This window comes from Nocardioides sp. F233, from assembly GCF_057813895.1.
Genome location: NZ_JBVASH010000001.1, coordinates 757,984 through 772,581, shown reverse-complemented (window position 1 = coordinate 772,581; position 14,598 = coordinate 757,984). Strand labels below are relative to the sequence as shown.

Annotated in this window: 13 protein-coding genes; 5 read left to right on the top strand and 8 right to left on the bottom strand. The window is 72.7% G+C overall.

Annotated features, from left to right (window positions below):
• Positions 1-39: 39 nt before the first annotated feature.
• Together ACZYRU_RS03645 and ACZYRU_RS03640 are read right to left on the bottom strand one after the other, a co-directional pair.
• Complete coding sequence (locus ACZYRU_RS03645; RefSeq protein WP_488955716.1) at positions 40-399, bottom strand: sterol carrier family protein; 360 nt, start codon at positions 397-399, stop codon at positions 40-42.
• 2 nt (positions 400-401) lie between these two features.
• Positions 402-959, bottom strand: a complete 558-nt coding sequence (locus ACZYRU_RS03640; protein WP_488955715.1) for a helix-turn-helix domain-containing protein — start codon at positions 957-959, stop codon at positions 402-404.
• A 67-nt stretch (positions 960-1,026) separates the two neighbouring features.
• Here ACZYRU_RS03640 and ACZYRU_RS03635 point away from each other — a divergent pair, with 67 nt between their 5' ends.
• A complete protein-coding gene (locus tag ACZYRU_RS03635) occupies positions 1,027-2,289 on the top strand; it encodes an MFS transporter (RefSeq protein WP_488955714.1) in 1,263 nt (420 codons plus the stop codon).
• Between the two features lie 23 nt (positions 2,290-2,312).
• Positions 2,313-3,356, top strand: coding sequence for a hypothetical protein (locus ACZYRU_RS03630; protein ID WP_488955713.1), 1,044 nt, complete (start codon positions 2,313-2,315; stop codon positions 3,354-3,356).
• 209 nt (positions 3,357-3,565) lie between these two features.
• Here the strand turns inward: ACZYRU_RS03630 and purL are convergent, their stop codons facing one another.
• Together purL and ACZYRU_RS03620 are read right to left on the bottom strand one after the other, a co-directional pair.
• Complete coding sequence (gene purL, locus ACZYRU_RS03625; RefSeq protein ID WP_488955712.1) at positions 3,566-5,839, bottom strand: phosphoribosylformylglycinamidine synthase subunit PurL; 2,274 nt, start codon at positions 5,837-5,839, stop codon at positions 3,566-3,568.
• Positions 5,840-5,882: 43 nt separating this feature from the next.
• A complete protein-coding gene (locus tag ACZYRU_RS03620) occupies positions 5,883-7,685 on the bottom strand; it encodes a serine/threonine-protein kinase (protein WP_488955711.1) in 1,803 nt (600 codons plus the stop codon).
• 121 nt (positions 7,686-7,806) lie between these two features.
• Between ACZYRU_RS03620 and ACZYRU_RS03615 the strand changes: the two genes are divergently transcribed.
• Positions 7,807-8,985 (top strand): glycoside hydrolase domain-containing protein, encoded by a 1,179-nt coding sequence (locus tag ACZYRU_RS03615; protein WP_488955710.1) that lies wholly within the window; start codon positions 7,807-7,809, stop codon positions 8,983-8,985.
• 110 nt (positions 8,986-9,095) lie between these two features.
• Here ACZYRU_RS03615 and ACZYRU_RS03610 read toward each other — a convergent pair whose 3' ends face one another.
• Entirely contained in the window at positions 9,096-10,637 is a 1,542-nt protein-coding gene (locus ACZYRU_RS03610) for a PucR family transcriptional regulator (protein WP_488955709.1), read from the bottom strand.
• A gap of 117 nt (positions 10,638-10,754) precedes the next feature.
• On the opposite strand from ACZYRU_RS03610, the gene ACZYRU_RS03605 reads away from it, so the two are divergent.
• Entirely contained in the window at positions 10,755-11,213 is a 459-nt protein-coding gene (locus ACZYRU_RS03605; RefSeq protein ID WP_488955708.1) for a nucleoside deaminase, read from the top strand.
• Entirely contained in the window at positions 11,210-12,514 is a 1,305-nt protein-coding gene (codB, locus tag ACZYRU_RS03600) for a cytosine permease (RefSeq protein WP_488955707.1), read from the top strand. The genes ACZYRU_RS03605 and codB overlap by 4 nt, the downstream gene beginning before the upstream one ends.
• Before the next feature lie 55 nt (positions 12,515-12,569).
• On the opposite strand, the gene purQ is transcribed toward codB, so the two are convergent.
• The 3 genes from purQ to ACZYRU_RS03585 form a co-directional block, all read right to left on the bottom strand.
• Positions 12,570-13,238: a phosphoribosylformylglycinamidine synthase subunit PurQ gene (gene purQ, locus ACZYRU_RS03595; RefSeq protein ID WP_488955706.1), complete on the bottom strand. Its 669-nt coding sequence runs from the start codon at positions 13,236-13,238 to the stop codon at positions 12,570-12,572.
• Positions 13,235-13,480, bottom strand: a complete 246-nt coding sequence (gene purS, locus ACZYRU_RS03590; protein ID WP_179727946.1) for a phosphoribosylformylglycinamidine synthase subunit PurS — start codon at positions 13,478-13,480, stop codon at positions 13,235-13,237. The genes purQ and purS overlap by 4 nt, the downstream gene beginning before the upstream one ends.
• 76 nt (positions 13,481-13,556) lie before the next feature.
• Positions 13,557-14,558 (bottom strand): AraC family transcriptional regulator, encoded by a 1,002-nt coding sequence (locus ACZYRU_RS03585; RefSeq protein WP_488955705.1) that lies wholly within the window; start codon positions 14,556-14,558, stop codon positions 13,557-13,559.
• Positions 14,559-14,598: the final 40 nt, after the last annotated feature.

Genomic DNA, 14,598 nt, shown 5'->3' with positions numbered 1-14,598 from the left:
GGCACCTTCTCGGGCCCTCGGGGCCGAGGCGCCCGGGAACTAGCCGAGCGGGAGGTACGGCGTCAGGTCGGTCCGCTCCCCGCTCGCCTGCACCCGCACACCCTCGACGGCATCGGCCCAGGCGAGCCGGCCGGTCGCGAGCGCGATCCAGGTGGCGGCGTCGGTCTCGATGACGGCGGGCGGGGTGCCGCGCGTGTGCCGGACGCCCTCGATCACCTGGACGGCAGCGTACGGCGGCACCCGGACCTCGACCGAGCGGCCCGGGGCGAGCACCTCGAGCAGTGCGAGGTAGTGCTTGGTCAGCAGGCGCAGGTCGCCGCGCTCGGCCGCGCCGGCGTCGAGGCGCGCGAGGGCGGCGGCGACGTCGGCAGCGGGTGCGGGCTTGAGCCGGGCGGGCATGGCTAGTCCTCGGGGTAGGGCTGGATCAGCTGGAAGACGGACCAGGTCTCGCGGCCGTCGCCGGGGCCGTGGGCGCGGCCGGCGTCGCGGTGCCGCTCGACGACCGCGGCGAGCTCCTCCATGAGCTCCTTCGCCTCGTCGGCGCTCATCAGCACCGACCACTCGGAGACGCTGCGGCCGGAGTTCTCGGTGCCGTCGACGGTCAGGGCTCGCTCGACGAGGTGCTGTCCGTGGGCGACGGCGTTGCGCTGGAAGACGGCGTACGCCGCCCGCCCGCCCGGTCGGGCGAGCATGTCGGCGGTGCGGAACCGGATGCCGTCGGGGTCGACCAGGCGCCAGACCCGGTCGCGGCGGTCCCGCGCGGCGTCGGGGTCCTCCTCGACGAGGCCGTACTTCGCCAGCTGCCGCAGGTGGAAGCTGGCCTGGTTGGCGGGGATGTCGATCAGCCGGGCGATGTCGGCCGCACGCAACGAGCCGGCGGCGGAGAGCTCGTGGAGCACCCGGTTGCGGGTGGGGTGCGCGATCGCGCGGAGGATCCGCGGGTCGTCGTACATCACCATGGCGCCAGCCTATCGACATCCGCAGGACTCATTGCGCAATACATGTTGCGCAACATATGGTGCGGGAATGTCGTCCTACCGCTCGCTGGCTCGCAACCGCGACTTCTCCGCGCTGTGGATCGGGGCGACCGTCTCCGAGCTCGGCACCCGGATCACGACGTTCGCGCTGCCGCTCGTCGCCTACGCGCTCAGCGGGTCGGCGCTGTGGGCGGCGGCGGCCGAGGCGGCGTACCTGCTCGGCATGGTCGCGATGCTGCTGCCGGCGGGCGTGCTCGCCGATCGTCGCCACCGGCTGCGGCTGATGCGCCTCTCCCTCGGCACCGGGGTCCTGCTGCACGCCTCGCTGGTCGCAGCAGGCCTCGCCGGCCGGCTCACCCTCCCCCACCTGCTGGCGGTCGCCGTCGCGAGCGGCCTGGTCGCCGGGCTGTTCGTCCCGGCGGAGAATTCCGCGATCCGGGCAGTGGTCGACCGGGACGAGCTGCCGACCGCGCTGAGCCAGCAGCAGGCCCGCCAGCACGTCGCGAGCCTGCTCGGCGGGCCCCTCGGCGGTGCGCTGTACGGCGTGGCGCGGTGGGCGCCGTTCGCCGCCGACGCCGTCAGCTACGCGCTCGGCTGGGTCCTGCTCGGCCGGGTCCGCACCGACCTCTCCCCCGAGCCGCGGCCGAGCACCCAGGGCCGCCCCCTGCGCGACCTCGGCGAGGGGCTGCGGTTCCTGTGGGCGCACCGGTTCCTGCGGATCGTGCTGTGTTGGTCGCCGGCAGCCAACCTGGCCGTCAACGCTCTCTTCTTCGTCGCGCTGCTGCGCCTGGTCGAGGCCGGCTTCCCCGCCTGGCAGATCGGGCTGGCGGAGACGGCGATCGGCGCGTTCGGCATCCTGGGCGCGCTCGCCGCCCCCTTCCTCATCGACCGGTTCGCGACGGGCGCGCTCGTGGTGGTCGTGGCGTGGAGCTTCGTCCCGCTCGCCGTACCCCTCGCGCTGTGGAACCACCCGTGGTCGCTGGCCCTGGCCTCGTCGATCGGCATGTTCCTCAACCCGGCCGGCAACGCGGCCCTGGGCTCCTACCGCCTGGCGATCACGCCGCCCGAGCTGGTCGGCCGGATGCAGGCGACGATGCAGACGGTGTCGATGGCGACCATCCCGATCGCGCCCGCGCTGGCCGGCGCCCTGCTCACCTTCCTCGGCGGCCGGGACGCCGTGCTCGCGCTGGCCGCCCTGACAGGTGCGGTCGCGCTGGTCCCCACGCTGGCGCGGTCGGTCCGCGCGGTGCCGCGCCCCACGGAATGGGCACCCCTCACCACTCCAGATCGGAGTCCGGCGCACGCGACGTGACCGCGCCCACCACAATGGTGCCCATGCTCCCCCGTCGCAGCTCCCCGGCCGTTGTCGGCCTGCTCCTGCTCGCGCCCACCCTCGCCGCCTGCGGGAGCGACAGCGATGGGATCGAGGTCGGCGACGTGGTCCCTGCTGCGAACGACGCCCAGTTCTCCGGGCAGGGCGTCGAGTCCGTGGTCGCACTGCCCGTGGGTCGCCTCGAGGTCACCGCCGGCAAGCCGGTCACGGAGATCTCGGCGGCCGACACTCGCGACGTCACGAAGGTCACGGCTCCCGAGGGCGGCGCGTTCGTGCCGATCACCTGGCAGTACGACGCGGCCACCTTCGGTGCGCTCGCCGGCTATCTCTCGACCGATGCGAGCCCGGTGGTCGACCTCGTGGCCGACGGGGCGTCGTACCGCATCCCGGCGCCGGAGCTGACCGGCGAGGGCTCCAGCTCGTTCTACGTGCTGGTGTCGGGCACCGGCGCCGACCCGCAGCTCGACGTCGACTTCGACGGCGTCACCCAGAAGGTCGACCTGTCCAACGGCGAGGTCGAGCAGGGCCAGGCCGCACCGCTCTACGACATCACCAAGCCCCGCGCCAAGCGCTTCCCGTGCTCGCCCGATGTCGCGTTCGACCGCACCACGCTGCGCCCGCCCGACTTCAGCTGCACCGTGACCCGCCCCGTCGACCTGCCGTACGCCGGCGACGCCTGGGCCGCCGAGGGCCACACCTGGCGGGTGGTGACCGTCCGCACCACGCTGGGTCGCTGGACCGAGGTCTCCGACGACCTCAAGTCGGGCGCGATCTACTACGCCGACAGCGTCCAGGGCAGCTACCGGCTCGGGGACACCGAGGCGGCCCACGTCATCCGGAACCCCGCCAACACGGCGTGCCCGGACGTCACCAACAACGGCAGCTGCACGACCGAGTTCCAGGTCGTCTTCGACGTCGAGGGCAAGCCCTCCAAGGCACTGTCGATCGAGCAGCACTTCCCCCTGCGCCTGGCCACCGTCTACGGCGGCGGCGAGGCCCAGGACTCCCTCGACCTCACGGTCACCGCCACGGCCAAGCTGAAGTAGCCGCCCGCCCCGCACGAACATCCGCCCGAGCGGGTTTCGTCGCGCCGCCCGCCGTGTCTGCACGGAGGAGCGAGCGAGGAACGAGCGAGCGGGGGAGGAAGAAACGGCGTTGGCAGGCGGCGCGACATGCGCGAGCGCAGCGAGCGCCAAAGGGCACCGCGAGTCCTGCGCGAGACGCATCAGTCCCGCGCAGGCCACCCCACCCGAGCTCAGCCCAGTGCCGAGGGCAGCGTGGCGGTCCACGCCTCCCGCAGCTCACCGAGCGCCACCTCGAACTGCCCCTCGACGGCCAGCACGTCACCACCGGTGGCACCGAGCTCGGACATCGGGACGTCGTGGCGGGCGCACAGCGCGCGCAGCTCCTCGAGGTCACCGGCGTCGACGGTGACGACGGCGCGGGCGGCGGACTCGGCGTACAGGCCGACGAAGGCGTCGCCCTCGAGGCTGACCCGGGCGCCGATGCCGCTGACCATCGCCGCCTCGGCGAGGGCCTGGGCGAGGCCGCCGTCGGAGAGGTCGTGGGCGCTGGTGGCGATGCCGACCAGGTCCTTGAGCAGGCGGGCGAGGTTGCGCTCGGCGCGCAGGTCGACCTGCGGCGGGAGGCCGCCGAGGTGGCCGTGCACGACGTGCGCCCACTCGGAGCCGGACAGCTCCTCGCGGGTGGTGCCGAGGAGCACGATCCGCTCGTCGGCCGCCTGGAAGGACGACGGGGTACGACGGCGCACGTCCTCGATCACGCCGAGCACGGCGACGACGGGCGTCGGCAGGATCGCGGTCTCACCGGTCTGGTTGTAGAGGCTGACGTTGCCGCCGGTGACCGGGATGCCGAGCTCGAGGCAGCCGTCCTTGAGGCCGCGGCACGCCTCGGCGAACTGCCACATCACGTCGGGGTCCTCGGGCGAGCCGAAGTTGAGGCAGTCGCTGACCGCGAGCGGCAACGCGCCGCCGGCGGCGACGTTGCGGTAGGACTCGGCGAGCGCGAGCTGCGCGCCGGCGTACGGGTCGAGCTTGGCGAAGCGGCCGTTGCAGTCGGTGGAGATCGACACACCGAGGTGGGTCTCCTCGTCGACGCGGACCATGCCGGAGTCGGCCGGCTGGGCGAGGACGGTGTTGCCCTGGACGTAGCGGTCGTACTGGTCGGTGATCCACGACTTGTCGCACAGGTTCGGGCTGGCGACCAGCTGCAGCAGGGTCGCGCGGAGCTCGTCGCCGGTACCCGGGCGGGCGAGGGCCTCGGCACCGTCGGCCTGGAGCGCGTCCTGCCACTGCGGGCGGGCGAACGGGCGCTCGTAGACCGGGCCGTCGTGCGCGACGGTCCGCGGCGGGACGTCGACGACGGTCTCGCCGTGCCAGTCGATGACCAGGCGGCCGGTCTCGGTGACCTCGCCGATGACCGAGGCCTCGACGTCCCACTTCGTGGTGATCGCGAGGAAGGCGGCGATGTCGGCGGGCTCGACGACCGCCATCATCCGCTCCTGGCTCTCGCTCATGAGGATCTCCTCGGGCGAGAGGGTCGAGTCGCGCAGCGGTACCTTGTCGAGGTGGACGTGCATGCCGCCGTCGCCGGCGGACGCGAGCTCGGAGGTCGCACAGGACAGGCCCGCGCCACCGAGGTCCTGGATGCCGGCGACGACGCCGGCCCGGAACAGTTCGAGGGTGCACTCGATGAGCAGCTTCTCCATGAACGGGTCGCCGACCTGGACGCTCGGGCGCTTGGCCGGACCGTCCGCGTCGAACGTCTCGGACGCCAGCACCGAGACGCCGCCGATGCCGTCGCCGCCCGTGCGGGCGCCGTACAGGACGACGAGGTTGCCCTCGCCGGACGCCTTGGCGAGGTGGAGGTCCTCGTGGCGCAGCACGCCGATGCAGCCGGCGTTGACGAGCGGGTTGCCGAGGTAGGTCGGGTCGAAGACGGCCTCGCCGCCGACGTTCGGCAGGCCCAGGCAGTTGCCGTAGCCGCCGACGCCCGCGACGATCCCGGGCAGCACGCGGTGGGTGTCGTCGGCGTCGAGCGGGCCGAAGCGCAGCGGGTCGACGACCGCGACCGGGCGGGCGCCCATCGCGATGATGTCGCGGACGATGCCGCCGACGCCGGTCGCGGCACCCTGGTAGGGCTCGACGTACGACGGGTGGTTGTGGCTCTCGACCTTGAAGCTGACCGCGTAGCCCTGGCCGATGTCGATGACGCCGGCGTTCTCGCCGATGCCGGCGAGCATCGGGCCGATCGGGGTCTCCTGCGGGATCTCTCCGAACTGCTTGAGGTGCACCTTGGAGGACTTGTAGGAGCAGTGCTCGCTCCACATGACCGAGTACATCGCCAGCTCCGCACCCGTGGGGCGACGGCCGAGGATCTCGCGGATCCGCTCGTACTCGTCGGCCTTCAGGCCGAGCTCGGACCAGGGCTGCTCGCGGTCGGGGTCACCGGCTGCGACGGCCACGGTGTCGAGGGTGGAACGGGTGGGTACAGAAGCGGTGTCGGCCACGGCCGCAAGGATATCGGCCGGAGGCCGGATCACCCTCTTCGGCTCAGTCGCGTGGGATGGCGGCGACCTGGGCGCCGGGGCGCAGGTCGAGGCTGCGCAGCACCTGGCGGGCGACCGCCTCGGTCTCCGCGTAGATCGTCACGGAGTACGGCGCATCCTCGTCGGCGTACCAGACCGCGAGCTTCGCCTCCCAGGTGTCGCCCTCCGCCCTGGTCAGCTCGACCCACGCGGCGTGGACGTCGGCACCGAGGTCGTCGACCCGGGTGACGACCTGGGCGCCGTAGTTGGCGTCCATCGCCTGCCAGCTCCTCCACTGCGTGTAGTGCACGGCCGACGTCGCGTCGTGGCACCAGCGGGCCCGGACCCGGGTGGGCTTCGGGTCGGTGTCCGGCTCGCACTCGGCGGCCGACGGGAAGGCGGTGACGAGGGCGTCGGGCGCGGGATCGGCCTGAGCGGCGACCTCGTCGCCCGGCGGCAGGTCGAGGGCATCGAGCGCGTCGAGCACCGCCTGCTCGCTGTCCGCGCAGACGGTGACCGAGTACGGCGCCGTGCGGTCGGCGTACCAGACGGCGAGCTTGCGCTGACAGTGCTCCCGGTCGACCTGGGCCAGCTCCACCCAGGCCGCCTTCACGTCCGAGCGGTAGGAGTAGGCCTGCTCGGTCCGGTCCCGGTAGTTGGCGTCCATGGCGTCCCAGCCGCGCCATTGGGCGTAGTAGACCGACGACGTGGCGTCGAGGCACCACCGCGCCTGCACCCGGGCCGACTTGGGATCGGGCACCACCTCGCAGTCGGCTGCACGGGGGAAGGCCCGGACGAGGGCGTCGGGCGTCGGCGCGGCCGAGGACGGGCCACCTGCCGGCGGGTCGGCCCGGGGTGCGGGGTCCGGCCGGGTCAGCAGCCAGGCAGCGCCGGCCGCGGCCAGGGCGAGGGCCAGGAGTCCCGCGACGAGCGGGGTACGGCGCGACCGGCGCTCGGGCGGGAGCGGGGGCGGGGGCGGGGCGAGCAGGGTGTGCTCGGTCGGCCCGAGCGGGACGGCGTCGAGCGCGGCGACCAGCTCGGCCGTCGTACCGAACCGGTCGGCGGGATCCTTCGCCATCGTCCTCGCGAGCACCTCGTTGAGCGCCCGAGCCTCACGCGTCGTCCCCGGCAGCTGCGGGACCGGACCCTGGAGGTGGCCGAGCAGGACCTGCCCCGTCGCTCCCTCGTAGGGCGCCCGCGCGGTCAGCGCCGCCCAGAGCAGGCAGCCGAGGGCGTAGATGTCGGAGGCGATGCTGGCCGCCGCGCCGTGGTGCCGCTCGGGCGCCATGTAGCCGGGCGTGCCGATCGCGCCGGTGGTGGCGAGCTGCTCGAGGTCCGCGACCGCGGCGATGCCGAAGTCGCAGAGGACCGGCCGCAGCCCGCCGTCGGGGCGGTGCGCGACGAGCACGTTGGACGGCTTGATGTCGCGGTGCAGGATCCCGACGTCGTGGGCAGCGCCGAGCCCGATCGCAAGGTCCCGGACGATCGAGACGGCGTCCGCAGCGGGAAGCGCGCCCCGGTGGCGGAGCAGCTCGTTGAGGTCGCCGTCGCGCACCAGCTCGGTCGCGATGAACAGCGCGCCCTCCTCCTCGCCGGCGTCGAACACCCGCACGACGTACGGCGAGTCCAGCCGCGCGAGCGCCTTCGCCTCCCGCAGGAACCGGGTCCGGTAGCCGGCGTCGTCGACCAGGTGCGGCGCGAGCACCTTGAGCGCGACCGGCCGGTCCAGGTCGCGGTGGACGGCGGCCAGCACGACGCCCATGCCACCTCGCCCGAGGAACCCGGTCACGTCGTACCGGCCGAAGGAATCACCCGGTTGCAGCGGCACTCCACCACCGTAGGGGAATTACAGATCTGTAGTTCATCCCGAGGCCTGTTACTCGTGTGATTGTTGTGGTTATCGTGACTCGGCCTTTACCCACCAGACCCCTCTTCCCCTGGAGTCCGAGATGCCTTCCCGGCCTGTCCGCCTGTCCCACCGCCGCTTCCACGTCCCCCTACTGGGCACCGGAACCGGCGTCCTGCTCGTCCTGCTCGCGCTGGTCCTCGCCCCCCTGGGCGGCACGCCGACGGCCCGCACCGACGCGCCGGTGGACCTGGCCGCGAAGTCGACCAACCCGCCGACGCCGGGCGCCTTCACGGGCTACGGCTTCGACCAGTGCGAGACCCAGTCGCAGGCCAAGATGGACGCCTGGCTGGCGCACTCGCCGTTCCGGGCGGTCGGCGTCTACATCTCCGGGGCCTCGCGGTTCTGCAAGACGCAGAAGAACCTGACCCCCACGTGGGTGTCGACCCAGCTGGCACAGGGCTGGCAGATCCTGGCGATCACGCTCGGCCCGCAGTCGAGCTGCGTCGGCCGGTTCCCGCGCTACAGCCCCGCCGTCGACCCGACGATCAGCAACGACACGACCAACGCGTACGCCGCCGCCCGCGCGCAGGGCTCCGCGGAGGCCGACAGCGCCGTGGCCGCGGCGACCGCGCTCGGCATCGTCCCGGGCAGCACGCTCTGGTACGACCTCGAGGGCTGGAGCCTGAACAAGGCCAACGCGGGATGCACCGAGCCGGCCCTGGCGTTCCTCAGCGCCTGGACCACGCGGGTGCGCCAGCTCGGCTACGTGTCGGGCGTCTACTCCAGCGCCGGGTCCGGCATCAAGATCCTCGAGAACGCCCGGGTACAGGGCCGCGCGGACGTCGTCCTGCCCGACCGGATCTGGATCGCCCGCTGGGACAACGTCGCCAACACCTCGACCAGCTACATCGCCGAGGACGGCTGGCGCCCGAGCAGCCGGGTGAAGCAGTACCAGGGCGGCCACAACGAGACCTGGGGCGGCGTGACGATCAACATCGACCGCAACTGGCTCGAGCTCGGCGAGGTCGTCGGCTACGGGTGCGGCGGCGTCAAGGTGAGCCTGAAGAGCTACAAGAAGGTCGCCCCGCGCAAGGCCAAGCCGCGCCAGGTCCGCGCCCTGAAGTGCCTGCTGCAGCAGAAGGGCGTGTACCCCGGGCAGATGTCGGGGAAGTACAACAAGAACCTGCGCGCCGGCATCCACGCCTGGCAGGGCCAGACCGGGCAGAAGGTCAAGGACGCCTGGACGAAGAAGAACTGGGCGTCGCTGCTCGGGGGCTGAGCCGGCTCCGCTTGTAACTACGTGTTACGTACGCGACCACCCGGGCGTTGTGGCTGCTACCCGGGCGTTGTGGCAGCGGATTTCGGTGCGTAACACGTAGTTACAAGCACTCAGCCGCCGAAGCCGACCTGCGGGTCGAGCCCGGTCCGCATCCGCCAGCCGAGGAGCGCGATCCCGAGGCCGGTGCGGTGGTCCGGCTCGTCGAGGGAGACGCCGAGCAGCCGCTCGATCCGGGTCAGCCGGTCGTAGAGCGACTGCCGGCGGATCCCCAGCAGCTCGGCCGTGCGGGCCTTCGACAGCGAGCAGGCGAGGTAGGCGTCGAGGGTGCGCAGCAGCTCGCTGCGGTGCTCCCGGTCGTGGTCGACGAGCGGCCCGATCTGCTCGCGCACGAACGCCTGCATCACCGCCGGATCGACGGCCGAGGTGACCAGCCGGTGCGCGGCCACGTCGCGCTCCATCACGACGCCGTCGCGCCGGCCGTAGCGCCGGGCGGTCCGGAGCACCTGCCGGGCCCGGCCGACGGCCGCGGCGAGGTCGCCGGCGTCGGCGACCGGGGTGGTCGCGGCGACCAGCACCCGCCCCGGCAGTCGGGTTGCGAGCCGGTCGCGCGCGGCCTCCAGCTCGTCGCGGACCTGGGCCGGCACCGGTCGGCGCCCCCCGCGGTGCACCACCACGACGTGCCCGCCGCTGATGCCGACCAGCACGGCCGGATCGCCGCGCTCGTCCTCGTGGAACACCGCCTCGGTGGCGGCGACCGCGTCCGTGAGCGGTACCGCGGCGTCCACCTCGACCGCGGCGACGACCAGGTGCCGTCCTTCCTGGGGCGGCCAGCCGAGCGCGGCCAGCCGGTGCAGCACGTCGGCCCGGGAGACCACCACGCCCGCGACCAGGTCGGAGACCAGCGACTGCGCGGGCCCGGGCCGGTGCCCCGCACCACTCCCCCGGCCGACCTCGAGCGCGACGGCGTGCGCCGCGACCTCCGCCAGCCGCAGCCGGTCGGGGCTCTCCTCGCCGAGCAGGCGCAGGGTGCCGACCGGACCGGACGGTCCGCGGACGGGGGTCGAGACACCGGCCTCCTCGGACACCGAGGCGATCCGGCTCCGCTCGACGGTCTGGCCGTCCGGGTCGCGCAGCTCGACCCCGCAGCCCGCGAGCCGGGACACCTCGTCGAGCAGGGCCCGCAGCCCACGGCCCTCGATCACGACCTGGGTCAGTGCCCGCCACCCCGCGTCCCCGGCGTCGCCTCCCGAGGCGACCCGCCGTCGTACGAGCAGCTCATGGAAGTCCTCGACCATCCGCTCGAACGGCACCATCGTCGGGAACGCCAGCAGCGCGAGGTCGCGCCGGCGCGCGGCCGCCAGGATCGGCTCCGGCACCGTGAAGAAGGTCCGACCCAGCTCGAGCGCGAGGGCCGCGACGCCCGCGTCGGCCAGCTGGTCGACGTACGACGTCAGGTGGTCGGCGGTGCGCCCGTGCAGGCCGAGACCGGTGGTCAGCAGCACCTCGCCGCCCGCGAGCAGCGCGCCCATCTCGAAGACCTCCGAGGAGTGGACCCAGCGCACCTGGATCCGGTCGACGTCGCCGTGCAGCACCTCGGCACTGGCAGCCCGGAACGACGGGAGGGCCAGCACCTCGGCGAGAGTTGCCCCCATCAGGACATTCCGTCCGAAGATTGAGCCTTCATGCCTGACAGTATGTCCCTTGTCGCCCCAGGGCGCCTCTGGTGATGTGAGCCCCGACACACCGACCACCCGACGCGGAGGCACCCCATGATCACCGACGACGACCGCAGGTTCCTCGACCTGGCGATCGAGCAGGCCCGGATCGGCTGGGAGGAGGGCGGCATCCCGATCGGCGCCGCGCTCGTCCACGAGGGCGAGGTGCTCGCCGTCGGCCGCAACCGCCGGGTCCAGCTCGGCTCGGCCATCCGCCACGGCGAGACCGACTGCATCGAGAACGCCGGCCGGCTCCCCGCCAAGATCTACCGGGCGAGCACGCTCTACACGACCCTGTCCCCCTGCTTCATGTGCGCGGGCACCTCGGTGCTCTACGACATCCCGCGGATCGTGGTCGGCGAGAACCAGAGCTTCCAGGCCTCCGAGGAGTGGCTGCGCTCGCGCGGCGTCGTCGTCGACGTCCTGGACGACCCGACCTGCCTGGACCTGATGGCCACGATGATGCGGGAGAAGCCCGACCTGTGGGCCGAGGACATCGGGGAGGAGGCGTGACCGCCGTCCAGCCCGGCGCCGAGACCGCGCATGCCGTCGTCGACCCCGACTACCCGGTCACCCCGGTCCCGGCCCACGCCCGCAAGTCCTTCCTCTCCCTCGCGGTGGTGCTGCTCGGGTTCACCGTCTTCACCCCGACCATGCTGGCGGGCGCGCAGCTCGGCTCCGCGTTCGCGCTCGGCGAGCTCATCCGGGTGATCCTGCTCGGCTCGCTCGTGCTCGGGACGTACGTCGCCCTGCTCGGCTGGATCGGCGCGAACACCGGCCTGACGACGGTCGTGATGGCCCGCTACGTGCTCGGGTACCGCGGCAGCAAGCTCGGCTCGATCCTGCTCGGCGGCACCCAGATCGGCTGGTACGGCGTCGTCATCGGCACCATCGGCGACCTCACCGCGCAGGCGTTCTCGTGGGAGTCCGACCTCGCGAAGGCAGCGGTCATGATCGCCACCAGCGTGCTCATGTGCCTGACCGCCTGCTACGGCTACCGCGGCATGTACTGGGTCTCCGCGATCTCGACCCCGCTCATCCTGGTCCTCGCCTTCTGGGTGCTCCTCCGCTCCCTCGACGAGGTCGGCGGCTGGTCCGGGCTGGCCGACGTCCAGCCGAACGGCTCGATGACGATGGCGGTCGCGGTCACCACCGTGGTCGGCACCTTCGTCTCGGCCGGCACCCAGGCGCCCAACTGGACCCGGTTCGCCCGCTCCGGCAGCCAGGCCCTGGTCGCCTGCGTGATCGGCTTCCTGATCGGCAACGGCCTGATGATCTTCTTCGGCGCCACCGGCGCGATGACCTTCGGCCAGGGCGACTTCGTGCTCGTCCTCTACGACCTCGGCCTGGTCACCTGGGGCCTGGTGCTGCTGTTCGGCAACCTGTGGAAGTCGAACGCCGACACGGCGTACGCCTTCGGGGTCGCCGGCGCCGAGCTCTTCGAGAAGCCCAAGAAGACGCCTTTCGTCGTCTACGGCTCAGTGATCGGCACCGTGCTCGCCCTGGTCGGCGTGCAGAACCACCTGGTCGACTACCTGGTCCTGCTCGGCGTCTTCATCCCGCCTCTGGGCGGCGTCGTGATCGGCGACTACTTCGCCCGCTGGCGCCGCGGTGGGATGCCCGAGGGTGAGCGGCTTCCCGCCCTGAACGTCCCCAACCTCGCGGTCTACGCGCTCGCCAGCGGCATCGCGTGGATCGCCAAGGAGACCGAGTTCGGCGTGCCACCTGTCATCGGCGTCGTGCTGGCCGCGTGCGGCTCGTACGCCGTCGGGCGCGCTGGGCTCAACCGCCGGCTCACCCCCACAGGGAGCTGAGCCGGTTCCTGACCCCGGGCCCCAACTGGGGCGGGTCCGGGGTCAGGTCATGCCGTCAGGCGAAGGCGGTCTCGACGAGCGAGGTGAAGAAGCCGAGCCCGTCGAGGCCGCTGCCCGTGAGCTCCTCGACCGCGTGCTCGGGGTGCGGCATCAGGCCCACGACGTTGCCGCGGGTGTTGGAGACGCCGGCGATGTCGTCGAGGGAGCCGTTGGGGTTGACCTCGAGGTAGCGCGCCACGACCTGGCCCTCGCCCTCGATCCGGGCGAGGGTCTCGGCGTCGGCGACGAAGCCGCCCTCGCCGTTCTTGAGGACGATCCGGATCTCCTGGCCCTGCTCGTAGGCGGAGGTCCAGGCGGTGCGGTTGTTCTCGATGCGCAGCAGCTGGTCACGGCACACGAACTTGCGGTGGTCGTTGCGGATCAGCGCACCGGGCAGCAGGTGGGACTCGCACAGGATCTGGAAGCCGTTGCAGATGCCGAGCACGGGCATGCCGGCGTTGGCGGCCTCGACGACCTTGCCCATCGCCGGGGCGAACCGGGAGATCGCGCCGCAGCGCAGGTAGTCGCCGTACGAGAAGCCACCCGGGAGGATGACCGCGTCGACGCCCTTGAGGTCGGCGTCACCGTGCCAGAGGGCAACGGCCTCGTTGCCGCCGATCCGGACCGCGCGCTGCGCGTCGACGTCGTCGAGGGAGCCCGGGAAGGTGACGACGCCGATCTTCACTGCTCGACGCTCACGGTGTAGTTCTCGATGACCGGGTTCGAGAGCAGCGTCTCCGCCATCTTCTCGACCTCGGCGAGCACGGCGTCGGTGACGTCGCCCTCGAGCTCGATCTCGAACCGCTTGCCCTGGCGGACGTCGGTCACGCCGGTGAAGCCCAGCCGGGGCAGTGCGCCCTGGACGGCCTTCCCCTGGGGGTCGAGGATCTCGGGCTTCGGCATGACAGCTACGACGACTCGGGCCACGGCCCGCAGTCTAGTGCCGTCCGGCCCCGGGACCGATTCGTGGTCGCCACCGCGGACGCCGGTGGCCGCGCGCCGCTCAGCGGCGCCGCCACACGCTGGGTGCGACGCCGTGCTTGCGCTTGAAGGCGCGGCTGAACGCCTCCTCCGACTCGTAGCCGACCCGCCGCGCGATCACGGCGACGCCGAGGTGGGTGGTGGCGAGCAGGTCCTGGGCGACGTGCATCCGCCAGGTCGTCAGGTAGCGGATCGGCGGCATCCCCAGCACGCTGCGGAAGCGGTCGTCGAGCAGCGACGGGGAGACGTTGCTGGCGGTCGCGAGCTCGCGGACGGTCCAGTGCTCCTCCGGGGCGCGGTGGATCGCCGCCATCGCCGGCGCGACCACCGGGTCGCGCAGCGCCCGCACGAAGCCCTGGTCGGCGGCCGGCACGCTCGCGAGGTGCAGCCGGAGCACCTCGAGCAGCAGCAGCCGGACCAGCTCGCGCGGCGTCTCCGCGTGGCCCGGGTCGACCAGACCGGTGCGCTGCAGGGCGAAGTCCACGCTCGCCCGCACCCACTGCGCCGCCGCCCCCTCCGGGCGTACGACGAGCACCGGCGGCAGCGCCCGCAGCGCGGGGTCGAACAGCGGGTCCTCGCAGGTGATGTAGCCGCACACGATGTGCGTGAGCTCGCCGCCCTCGCCGTGCTCGATGAACGGCATCCGGGTCCACGGTGGCTGCGGAACCAGCCCGCCCACCTCGACCACCACGGCGTCCTGGGTGCCGCCCATCCGGTGGCGGTCGCCGTACGGCAGCACGATGACGTCGCCGGCCTCGGCCCAGTACCGCTCGTCACCGACCTCGATCCAGCAGCGTCCCGTGTCGACCAGGTGGAAGGGCACGATCCGGCGCGCCTGCGGGGCCAGGAGCGCACCCAGGTCGGTGTTGGGGACCGACCGGAAGGCCCAGGCCTCCGTGTAGTGGGCGCGGAGGAAGATCGCGCCGCCGACGTGCAGACCGTCCAGGGCCGTCCCGAGTGCGTCCGTGGGGTTCTGGTCAGGTACCTCGGGGGCGCGGTCATGGTCCACGGGCAACCGAGCCACGAACCTGAGTGTGGCAGACAACCACCGAACGAAGGAACGA

Coding starts and splice junctions, on each gene's coding strand:
- ACZYRU_RS03605 (WP_488955708.1), top strand. CDS start 10,755: ATGATCACCGACGACGACCGCAGGTTCCTCGACCTGGCGATCGAGCAG.
- ACZYRU_RS03640 (WP_488955715.1), bottom strand. CDS start 959: ATGGTGATGTACGACGACCCGCGGATCCTCCGCGCGATCGCGCACCCC.
- ACZYRU_RS03635 (WP_488955714.1), top strand. CDS start 1,027: ATGTCGTCCTACCGCTCGCTGGCTCGCAACCGCGACTTCTCCGCGCTG.
- ACZYRU_RS03615 (WP_488955710.1), top strand. CDS start 7,807: ATGCCTTCCCGGCCTGTCCGCCTGTCCCACCGCCGCTTCCACGTCCCC.
- ACZYRU_RS03630 (WP_488955713.1), top strand. CDS start 2,313: ATGCTCCCCCGTCGCAGCTCCCCGGCCGTTGTCGGCCTGCTCCTGCTC.
- ACZYRU_RS03610 (WP_488955709.1), bottom strand. CDS start 10,637: ATGGGGGCAACTCTCGCCGAGGTGCTGGCCCTCCCGTCGTTCCGGGCT.
- ACZYRU_RS03645 (WP_488955716.1), bottom strand. CDS start 399: ATGCCCGCCCGGCTCAAGCCCGCACCCGCTGCCGACGTCGCCGCCGCC.